The organism is Acidobacteriota bacterium, assembly GCA_033549365.1.
Taxonomy (GTDB): Bacteria; Acidobacteriota; Aminicenantia; order Aminicenantales; family Saccharicenantaceae; genus JAWSUF01.
The window spans coordinates 47,454-73,312 of sequence record JAWSUF010000012.1 but is presented as its reverse complement, the minus strand read 5'-3'; the positions used below and the strand labels follow the sequence as shown (position 1 = coordinate 73,312).

Annotated in this window: 13 protein-coding genes; 10 read left to right on the top strand and 3 right to left on the bottom strand. The window is 61.0% G+C overall.

Annotated elements, in window-relative coordinates; translation table 11 throughout:
* Positions 1 to 135: 135 nt before the first annotated feature.
* Positions 136 to 816, top strand: a complete 681-nt coding sequence (locus SCM96_13435) for a hypothetical protein (GenBank protein MDW7761621.1) — start codon at positions 136 to 138, stop codon at positions 814 to 816.
* 82 nt (positions 817 to 898) lie between these two features.
* Here the strand turns inward: SCM96_13435 and SCM96_13430 are convergent, their stop codons facing one another.
* A complete protein-coding gene (locus tag SCM96_13430) occupies positions 899 to 1,930 on the bottom strand; it encodes a hypothetical protein (protein MDW7761620.1) in 1,032 nt (343 codons plus the stop codon).
* Positions 1,931 to 2,146: 216 nt separating this feature from the next.
* Here SCM96_13430 and glgB point away from each other — a divergent pair, with 216 nt between their 5' ends.
* The 6 genes from glgB (at position 2,147) to SCM96_13400 (ending at position 12,304) form a co-directional block, all read left to right on the top strand.
* Positions 2,147 to 4,054 (top strand): 1,4-alpha-glucan branching protein GlgB, encoded by a 1,908-nt coding sequence (gene glgB / locus SCM96_13425; GenBank protein MDW7761619.1) that lies wholly within the window; start codon positions 2,147 to 2,149, stop codon positions 4,052 to 4,054.
* Complete coding sequence (locus tag SCM96_13420; protein MDW7761618.1) at positions 4,051 to 6,438, top strand: DUF3536 domain-containing protein; 2,388 nt, start codon at positions 4,051 to 4,053, stop codon at positions 6,436 to 6,438. Before glgB ends, SCM96_13420 begins: the two co-directional genes overlap by 4 nt.
* 2 nt (positions 6,439 to 6,440) lie before the next feature.
* Positions 6,441 to 7,949: a 4-alpha-glucanotransferase gene (malQ, locus tag SCM96_13415; protein ID MDW7761617.1), complete on the top strand. Its 1,509-nt coding sequence runs from the start codon at positions 6,441 to 6,443 to the stop codon at positions 7,947 to 7,949.
* Between the two features lie 55 nt (positions 7,950 to 8,004).
* Positions 8,005 to 11,169 carry an aminotransferase class III-fold pyridoxal phosphate-dependent enzyme gene (locus SCM96_13410; GenBank protein MDW7761616.1) on the top strand — a complete coding sequence of 1,055 codons (3,165 nt, stop codon included), beginning with the start codon at positions 8,005 to 8,007 and terminating at the stop codon, positions 11,167 to 11,169.
* A gap of 2 nt (positions 11,170 to 11,171) precedes the next feature.
* On the top strand, positions 11,172 to 11,849 hold the full coding sequence (locus SCM96_13405) for a methyltransferase domain-containing protein (GenBank protein MDW7761615.1): 678 nt from the start codon (positions 11,172 to 11,174) through the stop codon (positions 11,847 to 11,849).
* Positions 11,850 to 12,019: 170 nt separating this feature from the next.
* Positions 12,020 to 12,304, top strand: coding sequence for an RNA-binding protein (locus SCM96_13400; GenBank protein ID MDW7761614.1), 285 nt, complete (start codon positions 12,020 to 12,022; stop codon positions 12,302 to 12,304).
* Positions 12,305 to 12,478: 174 nt separating this feature from the next.
* Here the strand turns inward: SCM96_13400 and SCM96_13395 are convergent, their stop codons facing one another.
* Together SCM96_13395 and SCM96_13390 are read right to left on the bottom strand one after the other, a co-directional pair.
* A complete protein-coding gene (locus tag SCM96_13395; GenBank protein MDW7761613.1) occupies positions 12,479 to 21,652 on the bottom strand; it encodes a glucoamylase family protein in 9,174 nt (3,057 codons plus the stop codon).
* A gap of 79 nt (positions 21,653 to 21,731) precedes the next feature.
* Complete coding sequence (locus SCM96_13390; protein ID MDW7761612.1) at positions 21,732 to 23,756, bottom strand: heterodisulfide reductase-related iron-sulfur binding cluster; 2,025 nt, start codon at positions 23,754 to 23,756, stop codon at positions 21,732 to 21,734.
* Between the two features lie 166 nt (positions 23,757 to 23,922).
* On the opposite strand from SCM96_13390, the gene SCM96_13385 reads away from it, so the two are divergent.
* Genes SCM96_13385 through hgcB form a run of 3 tightly spaced genes read left to right on the top strand, consistent with a single transcriptional unit; the run spans position 23,923 to position 25,846 of the window.
* On the top strand, positions 23,923 to 24,417 hold the full coding sequence (locus SCM96_13385) for a MarR family transcriptional regulator (GenBank protein MDW7761611.1): 495 nt from the start codon (positions 23,923 to 23,925) through the stop codon (positions 24,415 to 24,417).
* Positions 24,418 to 24,428: 11 nt separating this feature from the next.
* Positions 24,429 to 25,559: a mercury methylation corrinoid protein HgcA gene (hgcA, locus tag SCM96_13380; GenBank protein ID MDW7761610.1), complete on the top strand. Its 1,131-nt coding sequence runs from the start codon at positions 24,429 to 24,431 to the stop codon at positions 25,557 to 25,559.
* Positions 25,560 to 25,570: 11 nt separating this feature from the next.
* A complete protein-coding gene (gene hgcB / locus SCM96_13375) occupies positions 25,571 to 25,846 on the top strand; it encodes a mercury methylation ferredoxin HgcB (protein ID MDW7761609.1) in 276 nt (91 codons plus the stop codon).
* The last annotated feature ends 13 nt before the right edge of the window (positions 25,847 to 25,859 follow it).

Below are 25,859 nucleotides of genomic sequence, written 5' to 3'. Positions count from 1 at the left end.
CCCGACCCGGACCACTCCATTGGTGAAGATAGATTCATTGAGGACGCAGCCGATGATTTCATGGTTTCCGTTGGCCGAAGGTCTTCAACTCATGACCGGGCCTGTGCCGATATGGAATAATCGAAGGGGGCCAAGATGAGCATTAACGATCAAAACCGCGGTGCGTGCGTGTTCTGCGGGCGGGAATTTGCACGCGGGGGAATGACCCGACATTTGGCCAAGTGTGAGAAACGCGCGGAAGTGTGGTCAAAAATCAATGCCAAAGGGCAGGAAGGCGTTCTTTATCATCTGCAAGCTCAAGATGCCGACGACCGAACATATTGGCTGAACCTGGAAGTCGACGGATCCGCCAAGCTGGGCGATATCGACTTCTACCTCAGAGCCATCTGGTTGGAGTGTTGCGGGCATCTCAGCCGCTTTTCCATCGGAGGACTGTGGGGGAGGCAGATCCCGATGTCGAGGAGAATCCATCAAGTTTTTACCGAAGCCGCCGAAGTGATCCATGTCTACGATTTCGGGACGGAGTCCGTGACAAAAATCAAGCGTGTGGGAATCCGTCATGGAAAGCCGATCTCCAAGCACCCGATCGTATTGATGGCGCGTAATGCAGCGCCCGTATCGACTTGCCAGGAGTGCAAAAAAACCGCGACTCACTTTTGCGAGGAATGCCGGATCGAAGAGGACCTCCCGGGACTCCTGTGCGAGCGACATGCCGCCTCGCATCCGCATGAGGATTACGGGGAGCCGATTCGCATCGTGAATTCGCCCCGGCTCGGCATGTGCGGATACAGCGGTCCGGCAGAACCGCCGTACTGAATTTTCGGGACGAACGGCGAATGAAACCAAACAAAGTGTTTTGTAAAGAGAATGGGGAAAGATGCGACGAAGGCCGTCGTCCCTACCAGACCTGTTCGACGTGGAGTTCCCAGACATCATCGTCGGGGTTCTCACGAAGATAATAATAGCGGCCCTGATGGAAGCAGAAAAGGATGCCGTTGCTCAGCCGGCCCGTGAAGGGCAGGTCCATGCGCCGCAGCTCCCGCCCTTCCAAGTCGAACACGGCGAATTCCACCTTGTCCTTCCGGAAATGGTATGTCCTGGCAATGAACTTCCCGTCGACGACCTCGAAGTAATCAAGGCACGGCGTCCGGGCGGGAAAGAACAGCCGCTTCTCGTATTCCTCCCAGGAGATCCTCCCGCGCAGGCTCTCTTTGACGGGCTTGACGATGGCTTCCTTCAGCGCGGCCGTCATCCTTGCCGGCTCCAAGGGCAGGCGGATCTCCTTCTTTTGGACGCCGTTCCTGTCAAACACGGTGACGATGGAGTCCTGAGCCGCGTCGATCACATAGAGCTGATCGCCGACCACGCGGGGTGCGTAATAGTCGGACACAAGATTTGTCTTGTTCAAACCAGATGGAATCGTGCGAGTGCCGATCTCCTTGATCAGCTTGAGATCCCGGTCATAGAGGCGGATCGTCGTCGTTGTCCCCTTTTCGTCGAAATTGAGATCCCTGACCACGAAGCCGTCGCCCAACCGATAAGCCGCTCCCTTGAACATGCCGACCGTGATTGTGATCTCGCTGAGATACTCCCCGTCCAGGGAGAAACGGGCGAGCTTGCGGACTCCGGGGATCTCCAGGTGGTCCTTGAACGGGCGGACTCCGTAGATGAAGCCGAACTCGCCGGGGCCTTGACCCTCGCGCCCGAAAGTTTTGACGAAGGCGAGGTGTTTATCGTCGATCGTGAAGCTGTGGACGCTCACGGAATTCTCGACGACATACATCCGGCCATCCGCAATCGCGAGGAAAAAGGGGTTCATCACTTCCGGGAGTTTGGACACAAATTCCGGCCGAGCGGTTCCTGCGGAAAGAGCCAGGCCCGCCGCGACGGCCAAAAGAAGGAGTGGAAAACGCCTCCCGATTCTTTTCATCACCAGCCTCCTTTTGAGAGCGGCGGCTTCAAACGCGTCTCATGCCGGCACTCACAAAACAAGATTAGTCCGGCCGGAGACCCAGGTCAAGTGGAAGTGCAGGGAATGAACCCCGCCTTGACTTATTTCCTCCCCTTGCATTAGGTTAGGGAAGCCGATTCAAGGAGGCGTGCTTTGCCCGATAAAAAAAGAAAAACCGACGAACCGACGCCGAACATCCTTCACGGCCCGAGCCGCCTCACGGACTACGACATCCACCTCTTCAAGGAGGGCAATCACTTCCGCCTCCACGAAAAGCTCGGTTCGCGCCGCATGACGGTCGACGGCGTCGAAGGCGTTCACTTCGCCGTCTGGGCTCCGAACGCCGAGCACGTCTCGGTCATCGGGAACTTCAACGGGTGGAACCGTGCATTCCACCCGCTGGCCGCCCGCTGGGACGGCTCCGGCATCTGGGAAGGCTTCGTCCCCGGACTCGGCTCCGGCGGGCTTTACAAATATTTCATTGTCTCTCGCAACGGCGGTCGCGGCTTTGAGAAAGGCGACCCCTTCGCCTTCTTCTGGGAGCAGGCGCCGCGCACGGCTTCGATCGTCTGGGACCTGGACTATGACTGGGGCGACGGGGAATGGATGGCCTCCCGCGGCGCGCAAAACCATCACGGCGCCCCGATTTCGATCTATGAGGTTCACCTCGGCTCCTGGCGCCGAGTTCCCGATGAAAAATACCGGTCGCTCTCCTACCGCGAAATGGCGCCTGCACTTGCCGAACACGTCAAGGCGGCCGGCTTCACCCACGTCGAATTCCTCCCGCCGATGGAACATCCCTTCTTCGGTTCCTGGGGCTACCAGACTCTGGGCTATTTCGCGCCGACGTCCCGCTACGGCACGCCCCAGGATTTCATGTTCCTCATCGACCACCTCCACCGCGAAGGCATCGGCGTCATCCTCGACTGGGTCCCGTCCCATTTCCCCGAAGATCCCTACGGCCTGGCCGCTTTCGACGGCACGCATCTCTTCGAACACGCTGACCCGCGCGAGGGATTCCACCCCGACTGGAAGAGCCTGATCTTCAACACCGGCCGCAACGAGGTCCGCAATTTCCTTATCAGCAGCGGCCTCTTCTGGCTCGACACCTATCACGCCGACGGCCTGCGGGTCGACGCCGTGGCCTCCATGCTTTACCGCGATTATTCACGCAAGGCCGGAGAGTGGGTCCCCAATGTTTATGGCGGGCGCGAAAATCTGGAAGCCATCGAGTTTCTCAAGCGATTCAATATGGCCGCCTACGAAGCTTTCCCCGACATCCAGACCTTTGCCGAGGAATCGACGGCCTGGCCCTCGGTTTCACGGCCCGTTCATCTCGGCGGTCTGGGCTTCGGCTTCAAGTGGAATATGGGCTGGATGCATGATACTCTGGCCTACTGTTCCAAGGATCCCATCCACCGGAAGTTCCACCACAACCAACTGACCTTCAGCATCTGGTACGCTTTCTTCGAGAATTTCGTCCTTCCCCTCTCCCACGACGAGGTTGTCCACGGCAAAGGCTCGCTCATCGGCAAGATGCCCGGCGATGCGTGGCGGAAGAGGGCCAATCTCCGTCTGCTCTACGGACACATGTGGGGCCATCCCGGAAAGAAACTCCTCTTTATGGGCGGGGAGTTCGGCCAGTGGGACGAATGGCGGCATGACGGCAGCCTGGACTGGAATCTCCTCGGATATTCGGAACATTCCGGCATCCTGGGCTGGATCCGCGATTTGAACGCCGTCTACCGGAACGAACCGGCCCTCCACGAACTCGACGGCGAGGGGGAAGGTTTTCGCTGGGTCGACGGCTCCGACTACGAAAACAGCATCATCATTTATCTCCGCTTCGGCCGGTCCGGGGACGAAGCTGTTCTTGTCGTTGCCAACTTCACGCCGGTTTTGCGCAAGGACTATCGTGTGGGCGTCCCCTTCGAAGGATCATGGCGTGAGCTCCTGAACAGCGACGCGGAGATCTACGGCGGCTCGGGTTGCGGAAATCTCGGCGGGCGCCCGGCCGAGGATATTCCGTCGCACGGCCTGCCGTTTTCCATCTCCCTCGTCCTTCCGCCTCTCGGAATCCTCTTTTTCAAAGGCGGCAAATGAACCGCTTCGTCTGCATCCACGGCCATTTCTACCAGCCGCCCCGGGAAAACCCCTGGCTCGAGGAAATCGAGATCCAGGACTCCGCCCATCCCTACCACGACTGGAACGAGCGGATCACGGCCGAGTGCTATGCCCCGAACGCCGCGGCCCGCATTCTCGGCGATGAGCGCCGCATTGCCGACATCGTCAACAACTACTCCCGGATGAGCTTCAATTTCGGACCCACGCTCCTGTCCTGGATGGAGCGCCGCTCGCCTGACGTCTATGCGGCCGTCCTGGAGGCCGACCGGGAGAGCCGTAAAAACTTCGGCGGCCATGGCTCGGCCCTGGCTCAGGTCTACAATCACATCATCATGCCCCTCGCCACTGCGCGCGACAAGCGGACCCAGGTCGTCTGGGGCATCCGGGATTTCGAGCACCGTTTCGGCCGAAAACCCGAAGGGATGTGGCTGGCCGAAACGGCGGTCGACATCGCGACACTGGAGGCGCTGGCGGCCGAAGGCTTTGCCTTTACAATCCTTGCGCCGCACCAGGCGCTCCGCGTCCGCCGCGAAGGGTCGGATGCGTGGGTGGATGTCTCAGGCGCCCGGATCGACACCCGCAAACCCTATTTTTGCCGTCTTCCTTCAGGCCGGTCGATTGCGCTGTTCTTCTACAACGGCCCGGTCTCGCGGGAGATCGCCTTCGGCAACCTGTTGGCCGACGGCGCATCTTTCGCGCGGCGTCTTGCGGCCGGGTTCACCGACACGACCGATCCCCAACTTGTCCACATCGCCACGGACGGCGAAACCTACGGCCACCACCACAAGTACGGCGATATGGCCCTGGCCTATTGCTTTCATCTTCTCCTGACGGAGAACATAGCCCGCCCCACGGTCTACGGCGAGTTCCTGGAGCTGAGCCCGCCGCGCGATGAGGTCGAGATCGCCGAAAACACCGCCTGGAGCTGTGCCCACGGCATCGAACGCTGGCGAAGCGACTGCGGCTGCGAGACGGGCTGCGACCCGCGCCTTCATCAGCGCTGGCGGGCGCCTCTCCGTGAGGCTGTGGACATGCTGGCTGAACGCCTTGGCCCCCACTTCGAGAACGCCGCATCCGGACTTCTCCGCGACCCCTGGGCGGCTCGCGACGATTATATCTCGGTCATTCTCGATCGGAGTGATGACGGCCGCGCCCGGTTTCTTGAGCGCCATGCCGCGCGCAGGCTCGATGCCGAAAACAAAGTCCGTGTGCTCAAACTTCTCGAGATGCAGAGAAACGCCCTTCTCCAGTTCACGAGCTGCGGTTGGTTTTTCGACGATGTCGCGGGCCTCGAGACCGTCCAGATCCTGATGTACGCCGCCCGGGCGATTCAGCTTGCCGCCGAAACGGACGGTCCGGATCTCGAGGCGGATTTTATCCGGATCCTGGAGCGGGCCGCCGGCAACCGTCCCGGCTTGAAAAGCGCCGCCGTCGTCTACCGGAAACTCGTCAAGCCCGCCGTTGTCGATATGGCCCGGGTCGGCGCTCATTACGCCGTCTCCACGCTCTTCCGGGAATACGGCGAAACGGACCGCCTGTATTGCTACCGAGTCCGCAAGAGGGCCCTCGACCGCCTCGAAAACGGGAAAAATCGGATGGCCGTCGGCCGAGCCCGGCTGGTCTCGGACATTACGGGAGAAACCCTGGATTTCAACTTCGCCGCTCTCCATCGTGGAGACCTCGACCTCCAGGCCGGAGCCCGGGCCTGCGAAAACGGGGAGGCCTACGAGACCATGAGCCGGGAACTGGCCGCCTCCTTCCGCGAGGGCGATGCCGCCGAGACGATGCGTCTCATGGACAAACACTTCGGCACCCACGGTCTGTCGTTGCACCATCTTTTCCGCGACGAGCAGAGGCGGGTCGTCGGGGGAATGTTCGGCGCCCTCGACGAGGATCTGTCCGCCGAATTCCGGAAAATCCATGACGAGCATGCCGCACTTCTGGCGGCTACGGCGGAAATGGGAATCCCGGTCTCCGGCGCCCTTTCGGCCGTCATGAGCTTCATGCATAACCGCGCCGTCGAACGTCTTCTCAAGGCGGATGTCCTCGATCTCGGGCGGCTCGAAGAGGAAGCCGCAAAGGTCCGCGAGGGATGCTTCAAGCTCGACACGGTTCGGGCGGCCTTTATTCTCAGCCGGAGGCTTGAGGGCCACATGGAGACGCTTCTCAAGAAACCCGGCGACGCGGATGTTCTGGAAAAGGCCGTGGCCGACCTCGAAGCCGGGCGTATCCTGGGCATTGAACTTCCCCTTTGGAAAGCCCAAAACCTCTATTTCTACGCCGGTAAAAAATCCCGGCCGGAATCATCCCGCTGTGATCTCTTCAACCGTCTCGGCGATCTCCTGGGTGTCAAGGCGGACTGAACATGCCGGGTCGAAGAAGCGGCATTCTGCTTCCCGTCACGGCACTTCCGTCCCATTCCGGAATCGGAGACCTGGGTCCGGCGGCCTTTGCCTTTGTCGATTCTCTGGCCCGAACGGGTCAGACGCTTTGGCAGGTTCTGCCCCTTCATCCGCTTGAGGCAGGGGCCGGGTTCTCGCCCTACAGCAGTCCGTCGGCCTTTGCCGGAAACGTGACTCTCGTCAGCCCGGAATTTCTGGTCGAAGACGGTTTGATCCCGGCGCAGGCTCTTGGGGGACCGCCTCTCGTGCCCTCGGAGACCTGCGATTACGAAAGCGCCGTCGCCGTCAAAGACGAACTTCTGGACAGGGCCTTCGAGACATTCAGCGGCGGGTCGGACCTGGACGCGGCGTTTCGGGAATTTTGCGGCCGGAACGCCTTCTGGCTCGACGACTATGCGCTTTTCCAGGTCATCCGGCAGGCCGCCGGGGGAGAAGAGTGGAACGCCTGGCCTGAAGAACTGGCCGCCCGGGAACCGCCGGCGCTCGACACGTTCCGCGAATCCTGCGGCCGCGAGCTTCGAAGAATCGCTTTCCGGCAATTCGTCTTTTTCCGCCAGTGGGAGAAACTCAAGGCCTATGCCGGCCGCCGCGGTGTCCGGATCATGGGCGATCTCCCCATTTATGTCAACTTTGACAGCGCCGATGTCTGGGCTCACGGCGAGGTTTTCAAGCTGGACGCGGAGAGAAATCCCGCGGCCGTGGCCGGAGTTCCGCCCGACTACTTCAGCAAAACGGGACAGCTCTGGGGCAATCCCGTCTATGATTGGGATGTGTTGCGGCGGACGGGGTTCGGCTGGTGGATGGACCGCCTGTCCTTCAATCTGGCGATGTATGATGTTGTGAGGATCGATCATTTTCGCGGATTGGTCGCGGGTTGGGAGGTTCCGGCGGACGAGGAGACGGCTCTCAACGGGCGATGGGTCGAGGCTCCGGCCGAAGAATTTTTCGGAGAAGTCTTTCGGCGTTTTGACCGGCCGGCGATCGTGGCCGAAGACCTCGGATACATCACACCCGATGTCGATGCGGTCCGGCGAAGGTTCGGTATCCCCGGCATGAAGGTTCTTCTGTTCGCCTTCGGCGACGACGACCCCAATCACCCTTATCTGCCGAAAAACTATGAAACGAATTGTGTGGCTTATACGGGAACCCACGATACGAACACGGTCCGGGGCTGGTTTCGCGAGGAGGCGGGAGAGCACGAACACCGGCGGTTGGCCATGTGTCTGGGCCGCGATCCCGACCCGGCAACCCTGCCCTGGGACATGATCCGCCTGCTCATGGAGTCCGCGGCCGATACGGTCATCCTTCCGCTCCAGGACATTCTCGGGCTCGACGAAAGAGCGCGGATGAACACACCGGGGACGACCCGCGGAAATTGGACATGGCGGTTCCGGCCGTCGAGGTTCTCACCGGAGATCAAGCGGCGGCTTCGGGAGTGGACGGAGACGAGCGGAAGATTGGGCCCGACTTGAAGAGGGGAATTGCCAAAGCGCAGGATAATGGGTCATAATCAATGGTGAGGGAACCATGACGACGGTTGAAACGGCGCCGCGCTTTTCCGTCGAAGATGCCCGGCGTTTCGGCCGGGAATTTTTCGGGATCGAAGCCGAAGGCGAAGTTCGCCCTCTTCCAAGCGAGCGCGACCAGAATTTCCTGCTGCGATCGGAGAGCGGGGACGCCTTCGTGCTCAAGATCGCAAATGCGAGCGAGCGGCGGGAACGGCTCGAGTTCCAGAACGACGTCATGGGCCGCCTGAACCGTGATCCCGGAGGGTCGCTCTGCCCCCGGCCCATCTGCGGAACAGGCGGCGAACAAATATTTTCCGTCACGCACCCGGCGGGTCGTTCCCACTTCGTCCGCTGCGTCTCCTATCTTCCGGGGACGCCGCTCGGCGATGTGCGCCCTCATAAGACCGCGCTTCTGCAGGATCTCGGCGCCTTCACGGCGCGTCTCGTGAAGGCCCTGTCCGCCATCGAGGGACCGGACCCACAGCCCGATCTCATCTGGAACGTCCGGAACGGCTCCCGCGTCATCGCCGAGTACGGCGGCGATATTGAAGATCCTGAAAAACGCAGGATCCTCCGGACCGTTTTCCGGCTGTTCGAAAACCGTTCCGATTCGATCAAGAGGCTTCCCGATGTCCTGGCCCACAACGACGGCAATGACTGGAATATCATCATCGCTCCGCCGGAACGGACGGCCCGCGCTTTCGGCCGCATGTCCGTCGCCGGAATCATTGATTTCGGCGACATGACGCGTTCGCCGTTGCTAACGGATCTGGCCGTCGTTCTGGCTTACGCCATGCTCGGAAAAGGCGATCCGCTGGCCGCGGCGGTGAGTGTGATCAAAGGCTATCATGCGGTTCTGCCGCTGACTCCTGAAGACGCCGAGGCGCTCTTTGGCCTCGTGTGCCTTCGCTTGTGCATGAGTGCGGCGATCGCCGCCCGCCAGAAGGCTCTCGATCCAAAAAATGACTATCTCTCGATCTCCGAAACTCACGTCTGGATGCTCCTTGAGGAAATGGCCCGCATGCCGGCTTCGCTTCCGGGTTGTGTGTTCCGGGCCGCCTGTGGACATGCCCCGGTTGCAGGCGCCGAGACAGCTCTTCGCTGGATTTCTGAAAAGGGAACGCATGGAGAGTTCGCCGACGTTCTGGGATTCGCCCTGACGCCGGAAAACACGGTGCCGCTCGACCTCTCCGTGGGAAGCCCTCTTTTCGAGCGTGAGGAGCACTGGACGGACATGGCGGCGTTTGCATCTCTTGTCGATTTCGAGATGGCCGCGTCGGGAGCCCGTGTCGGGGTCGGACGATACGGCGAGGCCCGGCTTCTCTACACGTCACCCGTTTTCAAGTCGCCGGAGAATCCTCTGGCCGACGGCAGGACGATTCACTTCGGGGTCGACCTTTTCGTCCCGGCGGGAACACCGGTCCATGCCCCGCTCGACGGCATCGTTCACAGTTTTCGGGACAATGCCGCCGATCTCGATTACGGGCCGACCGTGATCCTTGAACACTCGCCCGAACCCGGTGTCCGTTTTTTCACGCTTTACGGCCATTTGAGCCGGGAATCGCTCCAGGGGCTTACCCCGGGCCGTGCGGTCGGCCGCGGGGAGCGTATCGCCGCCGTCGGCGGCAGGAATGAAAACGGCGGGTGGCCGCCTCATCTCCATTTTCAGATCATGACGGATATGCTGGGTCTCGAGGGTGATTTCCCGGGTGTCGCACCCGCGTCATGGCGCCGTTTCTGGATGACGATCGTTCCCGACCCCTCCCTGATTCTCGGACTTTCCGAAGAAATCGTCCGCCCGCCTGGCCGTCCGCCGGAAGAGCTGGCCGCTTTGAGGAAACGCCTCCTCGGCCCGTCCCTGAGCCTGTCTTACCGGGTGCCGCTGAAGATCGTCCGCGGAGACGGGCGGTATCTTTTCGACCATGAGGGGCGGGTCTTTCTTGATGCCGTTAACAACGTTCCCCATGTCGGTCATTGTCATCCCCGGGTCGTCGAGGCCGTCCGGCGCCAGGCGGCCGTCCTCAACACGAACACCCGTTATCTCCATGATTTGATTCTCGAATATGCCGAAAGACTGACGGCGCTCCTTCCCGAGCCGCTTCAGGTCTGTTTCTTCGTCAATTCCGGAAGCGAGGCCAATGACCTGGCTCTTCGCGTGGCCCGGACCTTCACGGGGAGAAGAGATGTCATCGTCATCGACGGCGCCTATCACGGCAATCTGAGTTCCCTCATCGACATCAGTCCCTACAAATTCGACGGTCCGGGCGGCGCGGGCTGTCCTCATGAGACGCGCAAGGTTCCGATGCCCGATCCGTATCGCGGGCTTTACCGCGACGATCCCTGGGCGGGATCGCGGTATGCCGTCCATATCGGCGAAGTCATCGCCGAGCTGGCCGAGTCCGGCCGCAAACCGGCCGCCTTTATCGCCGAGCCCGTGCTGAGCTGCGGAGGGCAGATCGTCCCGCCGCCGGGATTTCTCGAGGAAGCGTTCCGCCGGGTGCGAAGCGTCAAGGGCGTCTGCATCGCCGACGAAGTCCAGACGGGTTTTGGGCGCTGCGGCACGCACTTCTGGGCCTTCGAGACCCAGGACGTCCGGCCCGACATCGTGACCCTGGGCAAGCCCATCGGAAACGGTCATCCTCTGGGCGCCGTAATCACGACACGCGAGATCGCCGACGCCTTCGCGACGGGCATGGAATATTTCAACACCTTTGGGGGAAACCCGGTGTCCTGCGCGGCCGGTCTGGCCGTTCTCGATGTCATCCGGGACGAGAACCTTCAGGAAAACGCCCTCCGAACCGGCGGTCGCCTCAAGGATAACCTGCGCCGCCTTCAGGAAAAACACGATCTCATCGGCGATGTCCGGGGTCTTGGCCTCTTTCTCGGCGTCGAATTCGTCCTCGACCGCGAAACGCGAGCTCCGGCCCCGCTTCATGCCGCATATATCGTCGAGCGAATGCGCGGCGAAGGCATTCTTCTCAGCACGGACGGCCCCGATCGCAACGTCATCAAGATCAAGCCGCCGCTCGTCTTCACGGAAGCCGATGCCGATCTGCTGGCGGACCGCCTGGATGCGATTCTTTCAGAAACTCCGCTAATAATCTCCGGGCCCATTCAGGCGCCGGCCCCGATTAAAAAACGGCGGCCGGGTAACGATGATAGGACAAATGGTGTTGGAGTTTGACAATGTCCAGAGCCGAAGGCGGCCGAGGCCTTTTTTTTAGGGAATTTTTAAATCACGCCTACGCCACGGGGGCATTGATGCCCAGCGGGCCGCGGCTGGCCAAGGCTCTTTCCCGTTATGTCGGCGAGAGTGACACAACCCGGCGGATTCTCGAAGTGGGCCCCGGAACTGGGTCCGTCACGCGTCATATCGTCCGACGGATGGCTGCCGCCGACCATCTCGACCTTGTTGAAATCAACGAGAGTTTCATTAAGCGTCTCCTTCACGATTTGAAGCATGACCTCGTCCTGAAACCGGCCGCTGAGCGGATCAGCCTCCTCCAGATTCCCTTCGAACAGTTTGATGGAGACCGGCGCTACGACATCATCATTTCGGGATTGCCCATGAATAACTTTTCTTCCGAACTCGTGGAGAGCATTTTCGGCAGATTCCGGGCCATGCTCGCCCCCGAAGGCACCCTGTCCTTTTTTGAATATATCGCCGTGCGACGGGCCAAAGCCGTGATCAGCGGCCGCAGCCAGCGGCGGAGGCTTCGGGAAATCAAAGCCGTACTTTCCTGTTTAGTCGAAGCTCATGAGATCCGCCGGGACACCGTTTTGGCGAATATTCCACCGGCCTGGGTCCATCACGTGCGATTTTCCCAAACAAAGATGAGCGGATTTCCGAAAACTATGGTATAATGCCCTTGTTCATAAGCGAAGGGGCAACCTCAGCTATTAACACCTGAATGACTAAAGGAAGGGGCCTGAGGCCCTGATCGGTCGGAAACTCCTCTCCTTTACGGCGTTCAAAGATCTTTAAGAACCGGGAGGACTCGGAAGAGTTTTTCCATCGTCGAAAGGAGACGAAAATGAACATCTATGTGGGCAATCTGTCCAGGACAGTCAGTGAGGACGACCTGAAGGAAACGTTTCAGGCGTTTGGTGAAGTGGCGAAGGCCGCCGTCATCAAGGACAAGTTCAGCGGGGAGTCCCGCGGATTCGGTTTCGTTGAGATGCCGAACAAGAGCGAGGGCGAAAAGGCCATCTCCATGCTGAACGGCAAGGACCTGAAGGGCCGGTCGGCTACGGTCAATGAGGCCAAGCCGCGCACGGATTCGCCGAGACCCGGCGGATTCGGCGGCCGGAGGTACTGAATAACCCGATAGCATTCGGGATTGAATTCAGACTGTTCAACGGGGGCGGCTGTTGAAGCCGCCCCCTTTTTTTTGGCCGAGTGAATCCGAGGTTCTTCAGCCGGCTTCGACAAGCCGCTCGGCGACGATTTGGGCGATATCGCGCAGCATAATCAGGCGGTAGGGGCAGACCGATCAATCCTCCGGCGCCGGGTTTCCCATGTGGACGAGGACCCGATGTTTGACCAGCTCACGGCTGAGCGGGATCGCGCCGTCCTTGAGACGCCGCCCGTCGAGCTCAACGAAGGCGACGCCGCGCTCGCGGTGTCCCGGGTTCACGACATGAAGGTCGTAGATCGCTTCACCATGGCGGAAGCTCATCTGAAAACCGTCCCACCATCCGGGGATGATCGGATCGACCCGCATGGTCTCTCCGCGCACTTTCAGACCCAGAAGTTCTTCCACCCAGATGCGGTACATCCAGGCCGCCGAACCCGTATACCAGGACCAGCCGCCCTGACCGATCCGACCGGCCATGGCGTAGACATCGGCGGCGATCACATAAGGCTCAATTCCGTAACGCCAGACCGTTTCCGGATCGCGGGCGCGCTCGATGGGGTTGATCATTCGCAGAATTTTCGCCGCCCGCGTGCCGTCTCCGCTACGGGCCATGGCCATGGCCAGCCACAGGGCGGCATGGGTATACTGGCCTCCGTTCTCCCGCACTCCCGGCGGGTAACCCTTGATGTAACCCGGCGATGGTTCCGCCCGATCGAACGGAGGCTCAAAAAGCAGCACCAGCCCCTCATCCTCGCGAACGAGCCGGCGCCACGCCGATTCCAGGGCTTGAGCGGCTCGATCCGGGTCGGCGCCGCCGCAGAGCCGGGCCCAGGATTGCGGCAGCGAATCGATCCGCGCTTCGATATTTGCGGAAGAGCCCAGGGGCGAGCCGTCGTCAAAGGTCGCTCGAAGATACCATTCGCCGTCCCATGCGGATTTCTCCACCCGCCGGAGCAGCGCCTTCCGGTCCTCTTCATAGGTCCGGCGCAGGTCCGGCCGGCCGAGACGTTCGGACATCTCGGCCATTCCCTGCAGCACATCCGCCAGAAACCACGCCAGCCAAACGCTCTCGCCTTTGCCCCCGGCGCCCACGAGGTTCATCCCGTCGTTCCAATCCCCGGTTCCCATCAGAGGCAGCCCCTTGTCGCCGAATTTTTGGCTGCGGGCGACCGCGCGCCGGCAGTGCTCAAAGAGGGGGGCTCGTTCGGTCGAGACCGTCGGGGATTGATAACTCTCGTGCTGATCGTCTTTGAGGGACGGCGCTTCGAGAAAGGGGACAATCTCGTGAAGGATGTTCACATCGTCGGTGATTCTTAGATATTGTGCGACGACATGGGGCAACCACAGGAGATCATCGGATATTCGCGAGCGGATGCCCTCGCCTCCCGGCGGATGCCACCAGTGCTGGACATCGCCCTCCTTGAACTGACGGCCGGCCGCAAGCAGAATGTGGTTGCGTGTCGTGAGGGGGTGGGCGTAAAGCAGCGCCGTCACGTCCTGCAACTGATCGCGGAAGCCGAAGGCGCCGCCGGACTGGTAGAAGCCGGAACGCCCCCAGACGCGGCAGGCCAGGTTTTGATAGGGAAGCCAGCGGTTGATCATGAAGTCCGCGGCGAGTTCGGGGGTCTTGACCCGGATCGCACCGAGGCGATCATCCCACCATACCTGGGTCCGGCGCAGCGCTGTCTCCACCGCCTCCGCGTTGCGGTAGGCCGACACCAGGGCGCGGACCTGCTTCAGCGAGGCGGCTTGGCCGAGCAGGCAGGTGATTTCAATCTGCTCGCCCTGAGCCAGTTTGAGGATGATTTGCAACCCGGCGCAGGGATCCCGGGCCGCGCCCGTCCGGCATGAAAGCCGGATTCTTTCCATCGCCGCCGGATTCGACATCGAGCGGTTGCGCCCGATGAAAGCGGTGCGGTCTCCGGTATAATTCTCCACGGGCGTGCTGAATGCCGCGAAGGTCACTTGATCCGGATAATCGGGGTGGTAGCGATTGCGGGCGATTATAGCCTTGATGTCATCATCCCATTCGGTCACAATGTGCATCTGCGAAGATTCTCGCGACTCGCCCAGAGTCAACTCCGCATAATAGGTCACCGACAGCTCGCGCGGCCGGCCGGAGTCGTTTCGGAGCCGCAGCCGTTGCAGCTTGATCGGTTCACCCCCGTTATCATCCACGGGAACGAAGACCGTCAACTCCTGCTCGATGCCATGGCTGTTATGCTCGAAGACCGTGTATCCCGCGCCATGTCGGGCTCGATAAGCGATTCCCTCGCGGATCGGCGTCGCGGTCGGCGTCCAATAGATCCCGGTTTCCTCGTCCCGGATGTAGACGGCTTCCGCAGGAGAGTCCATCACCGGGTCGTTCGACCATGACGTCAGGCGATTGCGTTGGCTGTTGCCCTGCCAGGTGAATCCGGCGCCGGTTTCGCTGACGAGCGTTCCGAAAGAGGGGTTGGCGATGACGTTGACCCAGGGCGCGGGCGTATGGATGTCCGGCCCGAGATAGATGGCGTATTCGCGGCCGTCCGGTGTGAACCCGCCCAGGCTGTTGAAATAGGCGAGTTCCAGGAAGGGGAGTGGTGCCGAAGGATCCCGGGGATCTCGTTTCCCGGCCAGGGGTTCCGGCAAATCGAGCGATTCCCGCGGCACACTCAATTGCTGGGGCAAGGCGCCGCGGGCCGCCGTCAGCGCCACGCTCGCCGCGGCCCATAGAAGCGTCAGGTCTTCAGCTGGGATAAGCTCTGAGCTGAGCATATAGATTCCTCCGGGGCGCTCAATCCCGGCCTCGGCCGAATGGGTTTGAATCAAGCGGTCGAGTTGTTCACGCAGAGGCTGCTCATAGCCGCCGGCCTCCTCGTTCAAGATCACCAAGTCGGCCTTCAGCCCGTGCATGTGCCAATAGGAATGCGCCTTGAGCATTTGGCGGACAAGGCCCAAATCCCTCGTCTCCTTTACGGCGACCAGGGCTATGGGCAAATCACCCGAGATGGCATAAGTCCACAAGCCGGCCTGACCCTTGCGGTTTTCGGCGATGCGTTCCGGAGTCGAGCGCAGGAGGGGGTTGGAATACAAAAGATGGCCGGCCAGTTGCTGGAATCGGCGCGCGTCGTCAGGCTGGATCCGCAGTAGGCGTAACTCCAACTGGGCCGCCGCCCATGCCAAATCCATGGCCCGGTCGATGGCATGGGGATCGCCATACTTGTTCATCAATCCGATGACCTGTTCCCTGGTTTCGCCCGCGGCCAGAATCAGAGAAATCCGGACCCGCTCGCCCGGACCCAGATTCAGGCTTTGCCGTAGGCTCAGGATGGGGTCGAGGACGAATCCCCGGCTGTTGCCGGGTTCCTGCAAAGCACCCATGGGCCGGGCGAGCGTTCGGCCGCGACCGATGAAACGGCGACGGTCGGTCTCGAAACGTAGGTCCTCATCCTCGGCCTGCGCCGAGGTGAAGCGGTGGGCGACATAAATGGGCGGGTCGTTTCCGCTGCGCGGCCGGCGGTGGGCCAGGAGCGCCCGCTGTTCCGGCAGGGCCTCGGTCCGGATGAACAGCTTGTTGAACGCCGGATGCTGACGATCCGCACGGTGCGGCGCCAGCGCGAGTTCCACATAACTCGTCAGATCGAGACGGCGGCTGCGCAGGGAACGATTGATCAGCGTCATCCGTCGAATCTCGACGTCGTCTTCCGGTGATACGACCACCTCGGTTTCACTCTCCATGCCGTAATCCACACGCCGGAATACGGCCCGATCGAGCGCGAAATTGGATACATATTTATCAACCTTGCCGCCGGTCGGCTGATAAGTGTTGCACCACAGCCGGTCCGAATCGGCCTCGCGGATGTAACAGAAAGTCCCCCACGCATCCCGGGTCCGATCCGATCGCCAGCGCGTGATCTCGAAGTCTCTCCAGCGACTGTAGCCGCCGCCGGCGTTGGTCAGCATCAGGCCATAGCGGCCGTTGCATAGGAGTTGGGTCTTGGGAGTGGCGGTATGGGGTGTTTCAAATTGGCTGACCGAAGGCGTGACTTCGCCGAGCTGTGCCACCGACGAGACCCGCTCGCGCGTGGAGATATGGTGCAGCGTGGGAAGGATCGGGATGCGTTCGTGAAGCAGGGGCTCGACGGCGCGCACGCGCGGGTCGGATCGGAAATGGCGCTGGAGGGGATTATCATGAAGGAAATTTCCCAGCGCCAGAAAACTCATGCCCTGGTGATTCGCCATGTAGGTCCGCACGATGATCCCAAGACCGCCTTCGCGGCTTGATCGATGGCTGTAATCCAGGGCTTCGTAATACCCATAATCATTCAGCAGCCCCAGTTCGGCCAGTCGTTTCAGGTTCCGCACCGATTCCCGCGGCGCGAGACCCGCCGCCAGCATGGTGGCATAGGGCGTGACCACGATCTTGTCCGCCAGGCCGCGTTTGAGTCCGAGCTCGGGTACGCCGAAGGCCCGGTATTGATAAGTCTTGTGGGTGTCCAGGTCCCCGAAGGCGCACTCGGAAATCCCCCATGGCACCCGGTGCTTGCGGCCGTAGGCGATTTGGACGGCCACGGCTTCCCGGGCGGATTTGTCCAGCAGCGAGTTTCCATAGGAACGCTGGAAAAGCAGCGGCATCAGATATTCAAACATCGTCCCGGTCCAACTGAGCAGCACACGGCGCCGGCCGATGGCTCCGTAGGGCCGTCCCATGGCAAACCAATGCTCGACGGGAATGTCTCCTCGGGCAATGGAGACAAAGCTTCCCAGCCGCGCTTCGCTGGCCAGAAGATCGTAAAAGGCGTGGTCGAGCCGTCCTTCCGAGACATTGAAACCGATCGAAAACAGCCGGCGCTCGGCGTGATAAAGAAAACCCATGTCGATCGATGCGGAAAGCCGGCGTACCGACCGCCGGAGCCGCTCGCCCTCCGCCAGCGTTTCGCCGGCCAGCCATTTCGAGGTATGGAAAGCCGCCAGGACGCGATCGATCCAGTCCCGGACGCCGTCCGCATTTTCCGGCGTTTTCTCCCGGATGGCCCGGAGAGAGTCCATGCAGGGGACGTGTCCGTGGGCCAGGTCCCAAAGCGAGGGGGCATGCTGAAGGGCCCGGCGAAAAACAGGCAGGGCGTCCGGATCGAGCCGGGCGACGTCCTCCGCCGTCTTCTCCGCCAGAATTTCGATCCAGGCGAGATAGCGATCGGCGATATTTCGCCAGGCCGCGAGTTGGCTCAGGATCTCGCCGGCCCACTCGGCCGCGCTCTTTTGAGCATCTGTGGACGCGTCGGCTTTTGCCGACAACTCCCGCACGTAATTCTCCGCCCGGCGCAGCCGGCCGAGCGCATCGGCGATCCGGTCCGGCGGGGATTCCCACGCGCGCAGCAGTTCATCCAGGGATCGAACATCATAACCGCCGGCTTTCTCATCGCGGATAACCTGCCGCAGGACTTCACCGGCGTCGCGCAGCCCGGCAAACGCTTTTGCGTCGAAAAGCGGCGCCCGCATCAGAGCCTCGAGCCCGGGATCCAGCGTCCACAAGGCCCCCAGCAGATTGCCGCTGTCCACGGTGGAAACGTAGCGCGGTTTCAGAGGCGCCAGGGTCTGAATGTCGTACCAATTGAGCAGATGGCCCTCATGCCGCTCCAATTTGGCGATCGTCTCCATCGTCCGTGTCAGTTTGCGGGAAACCTCATCCACGGTTAAATACCCGAAATCATGGGCGCTGAGCACGCTGACCATGTAGAGGCCGATATTGGTCGGGCTGGTCCGCATGGCCGGCCGGTTGAGGTGGGAAACCTGGTAATTGTCGGGCGGCAGCCACGAGGTTTCCTTGTTCACAAAATCGGAGAAATAGCGCCAGGTTCGCCGGGCGACATTCCTCATGAATTGCCGATCCTCGGCCGGAAGCAGGAATTGAGGCGGCTTGGCCTCCGGGCGCCGGCTGAGGAGCCGGCCGATCATCGGAGACAGGAACCAGAGAAGCAGCCAGGGACAGGCCAGCCAAATGTTGGCCGGTCGAAAGATCAGCACCGCGCCTCCGGCCATCACGCTGAATAGGCTCGCCAGCCCCATGGAAAGCAGGAACATGGGCGCTTTGACCTGGGCGCCGCCTTGGGTCTTTTGGGCTGTAGCCCACTCCAACATCCCCCGATGCGAGATCAATCTTCGATAGAAGACCCGGCCCAAGGCGTCCAGCCCCACCCAGGCCTGGTAGGGAAGGAGCGCCGCCTCAACCAGCACCCGCAGCAGATCATGGGCTTTCTTGGCGGGAGAGAAGGCCCTGAAACCCTGACCTGTTGTCGCCCAAGTGAAAGGCTGCATCAGGGAGTGAAAGAACAGTTGGGTGAGGACCAATACGGTGGCGATCCACCCGGCCCGAACGGAGATCAACCAGGAGGCCGCCAGTAAGGCCAGGCCGGCCGCGGGCAGCAAACTGCGGCGCAGATTGTCCAATATCTTCCAGCGATTGAACCGGGATAGCGGGTTGGGCGCGCGCCCTCCGCCGGGTTTTGGAACCCGCGGCAGGACCCAATCCGCGATCTGCCAATCGCCGCGAATCCAGCGATGCTGCCGCTTGGTGTAACTCAGGTAATCCTGAGGGAATTCATCAAAAAGCTCGATATCGCTGGCCAGGCCCACCCGGACATGAGCGCCTTCGATCAAATCATGGCTCAGCAGCGCCGCCTCGGGGAACCGGCCCGCAAGCACGCGATTGAAGGCGCGCACGTCATAGATGCCTTTTCCGTGATAGGACCCTTCTCCGGTCAGATCCTGGTAGACGTCGGAAACCGCGCTGGTATAGGGATCGATGCCGATGGGATCCGAAAAGAGCCGGCTGAACGGCGAACCGGTCGCGCTGGGCAGGGAAGGGCTCACGCGCGGCTGGATGATGGTGTAACCGGAACGAACGCGACCGCCGCCGTCGAAACGCGCCCGGTTCAAGGGATGGGCCAGTGTCTCGATCATCCGGCGGGCGGTGTTGTGCGGCAATTGCGTGTCGCTGTCCAGGGTGATGACGAATCTGACGTTGGATAATCGGTCCGGATCGCCGACGGTGACCAGACGATCGGCGGAGGCGGGCCGCGTGCCGTCGATCAGACCGTTGAGTTCTTCCAACTTCCCCCGTTTGCGTTCCCAACCGATAAACTTCCGCTCGGTTTCGCTCCATTTCCGCTCCCTGTGGAACAGGAAAAACCGTTCGCCGCCATGGCGCTGATTGAGATCCCGGATGCCCCGCGTGACGGCATCGAGCAGGGGTCCGTCGGTTTCACAACGGGCCTGCGCCGCGTCCCGGTAATCCGAGTAGAGGGCGAAGAGCAGATTGGCCTCTTTGTTGGCGAGATAACGGACCTCAAGCTTTTCCACCTCGGCCTTGATCGTCTCCTGATCCGCCAGCATCATCGGAACGACGACCAGCGTCCGGCAGGCGTCGGGAATCCCGGAAGCCCGAAAATCCATCTTCGGCAGGGTCCGCGGCGGCAGGAGCCTCATCACCAGGTCATTCATGACCTCCAGCGCGAGTTGGCTTGCGGGGATGAGCAAGAGAGCGGCCATGATCATCTGAATCCCCGGCGTCTGGGCGCGCAGGCCGAGCCGAAGGCCCAGGAAAACAAGGGCGGCGGAGAAAACAATCAGACCGGTGAAATACATCGCCGAGTGATGACGATAAGCCCATTGCACGGCACGGAAACGGAAAGTCTCACGGCACTCCAGGCGGCGAGCCAGATCCCTTCTTTTTTCGCCGATCAAGTAAGTTCCGATGTGATGCGACTCTTCATCCCGGCCGGAATCGCGTCCGGCCCGGGTTGCCATTTCGAGGGCCAGCCGGGCGACCTGGTCCTCGGACCGGCCGGATCCGCGGTGGAGGTCCTCAATCGCCCGGCGATAGCGGTCGCGCGTTGAGAAATCCATCCGGGGATAGATGCCGGCGGGATCCAGCCGCAGCGTCTGTTCGACCCCGCTCAACTTTTCGAAGTATTCCTTCCAATCCAGCAAGGCGAGCCGGCGCAAACTGTTGAAGGCGTTTCCGGTCGATATCTGATCGTGGGTCTGGCGGTTTTTTTCGCGCCGGCTGAGTTCGGTCATGGGTTTCTTGAAAATGCGTCCCAGCCAGGCTTGAACCGGGGCCAGCGCGGGCTGCTCGTCATAAAGGTTGTCAATCAGTTGCGCGGCGAAAGAAGGGCTTGGGCGGGGTTGGGTTTCCGTCAATTCCGTCATGAGAGAAAAGAGCTGGTTGGGATCCTGCCGGTTGGCGGCAATGAGCCGGTTCGCCCAGAACCCGGCCGTCTCGCCTTCACGCAGTTCCGACAGAGTTCGTTCGGCGAGCCGCTGGATGCCCTCGAGCAGCGCAATCCGCAACATCTGGGGGACGGCCCAGAGTTCGCCGATCGAAAGCGGACAAACCGACTGATAGGCTTTGATGAAGGCCTGGATGTTCTCCTCATCCAAGTGCAGGTCGGTGTGAGAAGCCAGTTCCCGGGCCAGACCGTAGATGCGCGGCAACCCCCGGTCGGCGCCGACGCCGAGGGCCGGCAACTGCCGGTAAAAACTCCGGGGCAGGTTCAGAAGGATGTCACGGGCGTTGCTCTCGAAGAGATATTCGTTGTCGAGGAGCCATTCGCCGGTCGGCGGAGGGGATTGTTGCACACGATAGGCTCCGGAGAGATCCAGACATGCCTGCTGGAATTGCCCGAGGCCCTGATCGAGCCGCTTGAGCAATCCGGAGTCCCGGAGCGGTTCGGGGTCCACCTGATGCTCGGCGGCCAGACGCCGGGCATGGTCCCGCAACTGCGCCGGGTTGAGCGGCGTTTCCCCGGGGCGCCGGTCCTCTCCGGCAGAGCTCCCGCGCCGGGGGTGGATAACAAAGACGGCCGGCGGGGTCTCGCCGCTTTCCAGCAACAGGGAAAAGGGGAGAGGCAATCTTTCTGTCGGCTCCTGGAGAATCACGGCGGTTTCCCCCGAAACCAGTCGACGCGCCTGATTATCAATCCACGCCCGTTCGACGCCGAACCTCGATCGCCGTATCCAGACGGTGCCGACCAGGATTCCGATAAATGCGCCCCCCAGACCCGGAAGCCGGGCCCATGGGAAATGGCCGGATATCGGCTCCAGCCACGCAAGCCGCATCGAAACCGCTTCGGCCAGCGCCCCGAACAGAATCATCAATGCGACCGTTCCCCAGACCCGGCGCCGGCGGAAGGGATCCCGCGTCCGGACTTTTCCCGCCGCACTCTTGCTCACCCACGCGATCCGGCGATAACCTTTCCGTTGCAGTTTTACGAAGGCATTGGAAGCGTCATCCCGTTTGGCGAAGAAGCCGATGAGGATGCCCATTTTGTTCATAACTCTTGTATGAACAATACCATAATTCCCCAGCCTGACCTATTCCTCTTTTAAATCCATCCGGGATTCGTCAACCGGCTTCGACCAGCCGTTCGGCGACGATTTGGGCGATGTCCCGTACCCCGATGTCTTCGCGGCCCAGGTCCTTCAGTCCGTCCCGAAGCATGGTCAGGCAGAAGGGGCAGGCCGCGGCCGCCGATTCGGCGCCCGAGGCGATAATCTCCTCCGTCCGCAGGTGATTGGTCCTCCGGCCGATCTTCTCCTCGGTCCACATCAGCCCGCCTCCCGCCCCGCAGCAGAAGCTGTCGAGGCCGTGCCGCTTGAGCTCCCGGAGTTTTCCGCCGAGAGCCGAAACCAGGATCTCGCGCGGCGCCTTTGTCAGCCCGTTGTGACGGCCGAGATAGCAGGGGTCATGGAATATGCAGGCCGCCCCGTCGCCCTTCCGGAGGGCGATCCGGTTTGAAGCGATGAGGTTGCGAATGAGTTCGACATGGGAGACGACCTCGATCTTGCTCAACTCCGTCTTGTCGTTTTCCGTCAGTCCGGGAACGGACTCCAGGAGTTTGGGATATTCATGCTTGAGGGTGTTGAAGCCGTGCGGACAGATCGTGACGATTTTTCGAACGCCGTATTTTTTGAAAAGGGCGATATTTTCCCCGGCCAGGGTTTGGAACAGATACTCGTTTCCCAGCCTGCGGGCCGAGTCTCCGCAGCATTTTTCCTCCGTCCCGAGCGTTCCGAACCTGATGCCGGCCGCTTGCAGAATTTTGACGAAGGAGCCGGAGATCGCCTTTCCGGCGTCGTCATGGGCGCCCATGCAACCGACCCAGAAGAGGTATTCGGCTCCGGGAACATCCCGGATGGGCTTAACGTCAAGGCCGTCCGCCCAGCCGGCGCGCTCGGCGAAGCCGATCCCCCAGGGATTGGCGTTTGTCTCCATATTCCGGAAAAAGGCGTTGAGCTCGTTGGGAAACCGGCTCTGCATCAGCACCCGGGCGCGGCGGGTGCCGACGATCTTCCGGATATGATCGATCTCGACGGGGCATTCCTTGACGCACGCGCCGCAGGTCGTGCAGGCCCAGATCTCGTCATCGGCGAAGGTCGCGGGCACGAGATCGGGTTGTTCGTCCCGCCGTTTCGTAACGACGGCCTTATGGCAGGCGAGCAGCGTTTTTTCCATGTTGAAGAGGATCATCTTGGGCGAGAGCGGTTTGCCTCCGGCGAAGGCCGGGCAGGCGTCCTGGCACCGGCCGCATTCCATGCAGGCGAAGGCGTCGAGGTTGTCTTTCCAGGTGAAATCGGCGGGTTTCTCCAGCCCGAAAACCTCGGAGTTTTCGAGATCGAGAGGCTCCATCTCTCCGCTCGGCGCATCGCCGCGGAAGAAGACATTGAAAGGCCCGGCGAACATGTGGAGATACTTGGAGTGGGGGACATAGGCGATGAAGGCATAAACGGCGACGACATGGGACCACCAGGCGATCTTGGCGTGGGCGGCGACGGTCTCGGGGCTTATTCCCGATTGATGAACGGCGGAGGCGATCCGGGAGCCGATGAAGGCCCAACGCGCCGTTTCGGGATGATGGGCGATGGAGAAGCCTTCGAAATAGAGATAGGTCGCCGTGGCCATGGTGATCAGGAGATAGATCGCCGCCGAATCCCCGGGTGTCGTGGCATAGGCTTTGGGCTTGAGGACGAACCTCCGGAAGGCGAGAAAGGCGACGCCGATCATGACCGAGACGGCGGCGGCGTTGACCAGGAAGGAGAAGAGGAGGCCGAAGGACGTTTCGCCGAAAAGATAGAAACCCCTGAAGAATCCCTCCAGGGTGTGGTTGACGGTCATGGTGTCGAACGTCAGAGCCCCGTAGAAGATGAGGGCGTGCATCAGTCCCGTTGCGGCCCGCTCCCGGCGGAGCGTGCAGCGCTGAAAAAGAACCTTGGTCGCGGCATGACGGAATTTTCTCCAGAGATCAGAGAACCGGCCGTCCGGCATTCCGGCCTGAATGATTCGGATCCGGCGGATGATGGGAGTGAGGAACGCCGCGGCCGTGGCCAGGATGAGAAGGACGAATATGAGTTTTTCAGGGGCTGTCAGCATGCCGAATCTCCTTCTCCTTTTGGCCGGAAGTATAAAACTTGCCCCGGAAGATATCAAGAGAATGTCTTCAAGCCGAAAAGGAAATAAAACTTGACAAATACAACTAATGTATAAAATAATAATTGTATAATGAAAATAATAAGCGACCGTTGTTCAGGGTAAAACCATGAACACTCAAAAAATCCGTTATCTCAGGGAAAAACTTCGGCTTCTGGATCGGGAAATCAACAGCCCGTTCAGCCGCGATTCCGGTTGCTGCGGGCTGACCCTTGCCCAGTGTCATACTCTTCTGGAAATCGGATATCGCCGGGAGGTCTCCCTGGTCGATCTGGCTTCGCATTTCGGACTCGATACAAGCACTCTCAGCCGATTGATCCAGGGCCTTGTTCTTCTCGGACTGGTCGACAGGATGACCAATGAAAAAGACCGCCGCTATGTCTGCATCTCGCTCACGGATCAGGGTCGGAAGCTGTTCGATGACATCGAGGCGGTTTTCAATTCCTATTTCAGCCGGGTTCTCGAATTCATTCCCTCGGAAAAGAGGGAATCCGTGATCGAGAGCATCGGCCTCTTGTCGGACGCCGTCAGGAAAGGCAATGCAACCTCCCGGTGCTGTGAAGCCGACGGCGATCCTGAAGAGAAGATAACTCCGGAGAGGTAGGAGCGGGAAGCATGGCGGGAAAAAAGGAAATCGGCGCTTCTCGAGATACGTGCGATTGCGGCCCGGAATGCTGCGGATGGTCTTCGAAGAAAGAGGAAGAGGAAATCTTCCTCGAAGAATCGGATCGTTGGATTGAGGGCCGGACCGCGGCTCCCGCCGGACCGGTCCCGGTCGTCCGGACAAAGCTCGGCCGAACGGATGTTCTGGGAACGATCAAAGCCCGTCTCGGCCTGGGCCGGATGAACTATAAGATCAAGCCCGGTCTTTACGCCGTCGGGGGCGCCCATCCGGACTCGCCCGTCCTGGTCTCGGCCAACTATAAATTGAGTTTCGATGCGCTGCGCCGCGAATTGTCCGGTCTCGATGCCTGGATCCTCGTTCTGGACACGAAAGGGATCAATGTCTGGTGTGCCGCCGGCAAGGGGACGTTCGGGACTGATGAATTGGTGTATCGGATCGAAGACTCCGGCCTGGACCGGGTCGTTTCCCATCGGACGCTGATTCTGCCGCAGTTGGGCGCCCCGGGCGTCGCGGCTCATGATGTCGCGCGCCGGACCCGTTTCAAGGTCGTCTACGGACCCGTGAGGGCGGCCGATATCAAAGGTTTTCTCGCCGCCGGCATGAAAGCGACGCCGGAAATGCGCCGTGTTGTTTTCACCTTCAAAGACAGGTTGGTGTTGACGGCGGTGGAATTGATCAATCCGTTCAAGTATCTCCTCCCGGCGACCGCCGTCCTCGGCGTACTCTACCTCTTCGGGTTGCCGTTGCCGTTCCGTGAAATCTGGCTTCCCTTTCTGGGCGCCGTCCTGGTCGGCGCATTTCTCGTTCCGATCCTTCTGCCCTGGATTCCCGTCCGGGCCTTTGCCTTGAAAGGCTGGCTTGCGGGCGTGGCCTGGGCCGCGGCCGTCTGTTGGTTTCGGGGATTGATCCCGCCGGATGGAGCATCATGGGAATGGGCGGCGGCCTATTTGTTGCTGCTTCCGGCCGTTTCGACCTTCCTGGCCATGGGCTTCACCGGCTCTTCGACTTTCACGTCGCTGTCCGGAGTTCTCAAGGAAATGAGAGTCGCTGTGCCGGCCGTCCTCGTTTCGGCATCTCTGGGAATTGTTGTTCTGGTCGTTGCCTTGATCCGGGGTTTTTAAGAGGAAATCTTATGAACGAGCTTCGATATCTTCGAAACGTCGCGACATTGGCTTACGACCCCGACCTATGCACGGGCTGTGGGATGTGCGCCGCGGTCTGTCCGCACGGCGTTTTCTCCATTGAAGGGAAAAAGGCCTGGATTACAGATCGTGACCGGTGCATGGAGTGCGGCGCCTGCGCGAAAAATTGCCCGTTCGGCGCGATATCGGTCCGTGCGGGCGTCGGCTGCGCCTGGGCGATCCTGATCTCGGAGATCAGGGGAAAGGCCGTTCCGTCCTGCGGTTGATCGCGGCCGGTCC

What these genes read in the sequence shown, in the direction of transcription:
- SCM96_13435 (MDW7761621.1), top strand. Translation starts at nt 136, where the DNA reads ATGAGCATTAACGATCAAAACCGCGGTGCGTGCGTGTTCTGCGGGCGG.
- SCM96_13430 (MDW7761620.1), bottom strand. Translation starts at nt 1,930, where the DNA reads ATGAAAAGAATCGGGAGGCGTTTTCCACTCCTTCTTTTGGCCGTCGCG.
- SCM96_13420 (MDW7761618.1), top strand. Translation starts at nt 4,051, where the DNA reads ATGAACCGCTTCGTCTGCATCCACGGCCATTTCTACCAGCCGCCCCGG.
- malQ (MDW7761617.1), top strand. Translation starts at nt 6,441, where the DNA reads ATGCCGGGTCGAAGAAGCGGCATTCTGCTTCCCGTCACGGCACTTCCG.
- SCM96_13410 (MDW7761616.1), top strand. Translation starts at nt 8,005, where the DNA reads ATGACGACGGTTGAAACGGCGCCGCGCTTTTCCGTCGAAGATGCCCGG.
- SCM96_13405 (MDW7761615.1), top strand. Translation starts at nt 11,172, where the DNA reads ATGTCCAGAGCCGAAGGCGGCCGAGGCCTTTTTTTTAGGGAATTTTTA.
- SCM96_13400 (MDW7761614.1), top strand. Translation starts at nt 12,020, where the DNA reads ATGAACATCTATGTGGGCAATCTGTCCAGGACAGTCAGTGAGGACGAC.
- SCM96_13395 (MDW7761613.1), bottom strand. Translation starts at nt 21,652, where the DNA reads ATGGGCATCCTCATCGGCTTCTTCGCCAAACGGGATGACGCTTCCAAT.
- SCM96_13390 (MDW7761612.1), bottom strand. Translation starts at nt 23,756, where the DNA reads ATGCTGACAGCCCCTGAAAAACTCATATTCGTCCTTCTCATCCTGGCC.
- SCM96_13385 (MDW7761611.1), top strand. Translation starts at nt 23,923, where the DNA reads ATGAACACTCAAAAAATCCGTTATCTCAGGGAAAAACTTCGGCTTCTG.
- hgcA (MDW7761610.1), top strand. Translation starts at nt 24,429, where the DNA reads ATGGCGGGAAAAAAGGAAATCGGCGCTTCTCGAGATACGTGCGATTGC.
- hgcB (MDW7761609.1), top strand. Translation starts at nt 25,571, where the DNA reads ATGAACGAGCTTCGATATCTTCGAAACGTCGCGACATTGGCTTACGAC.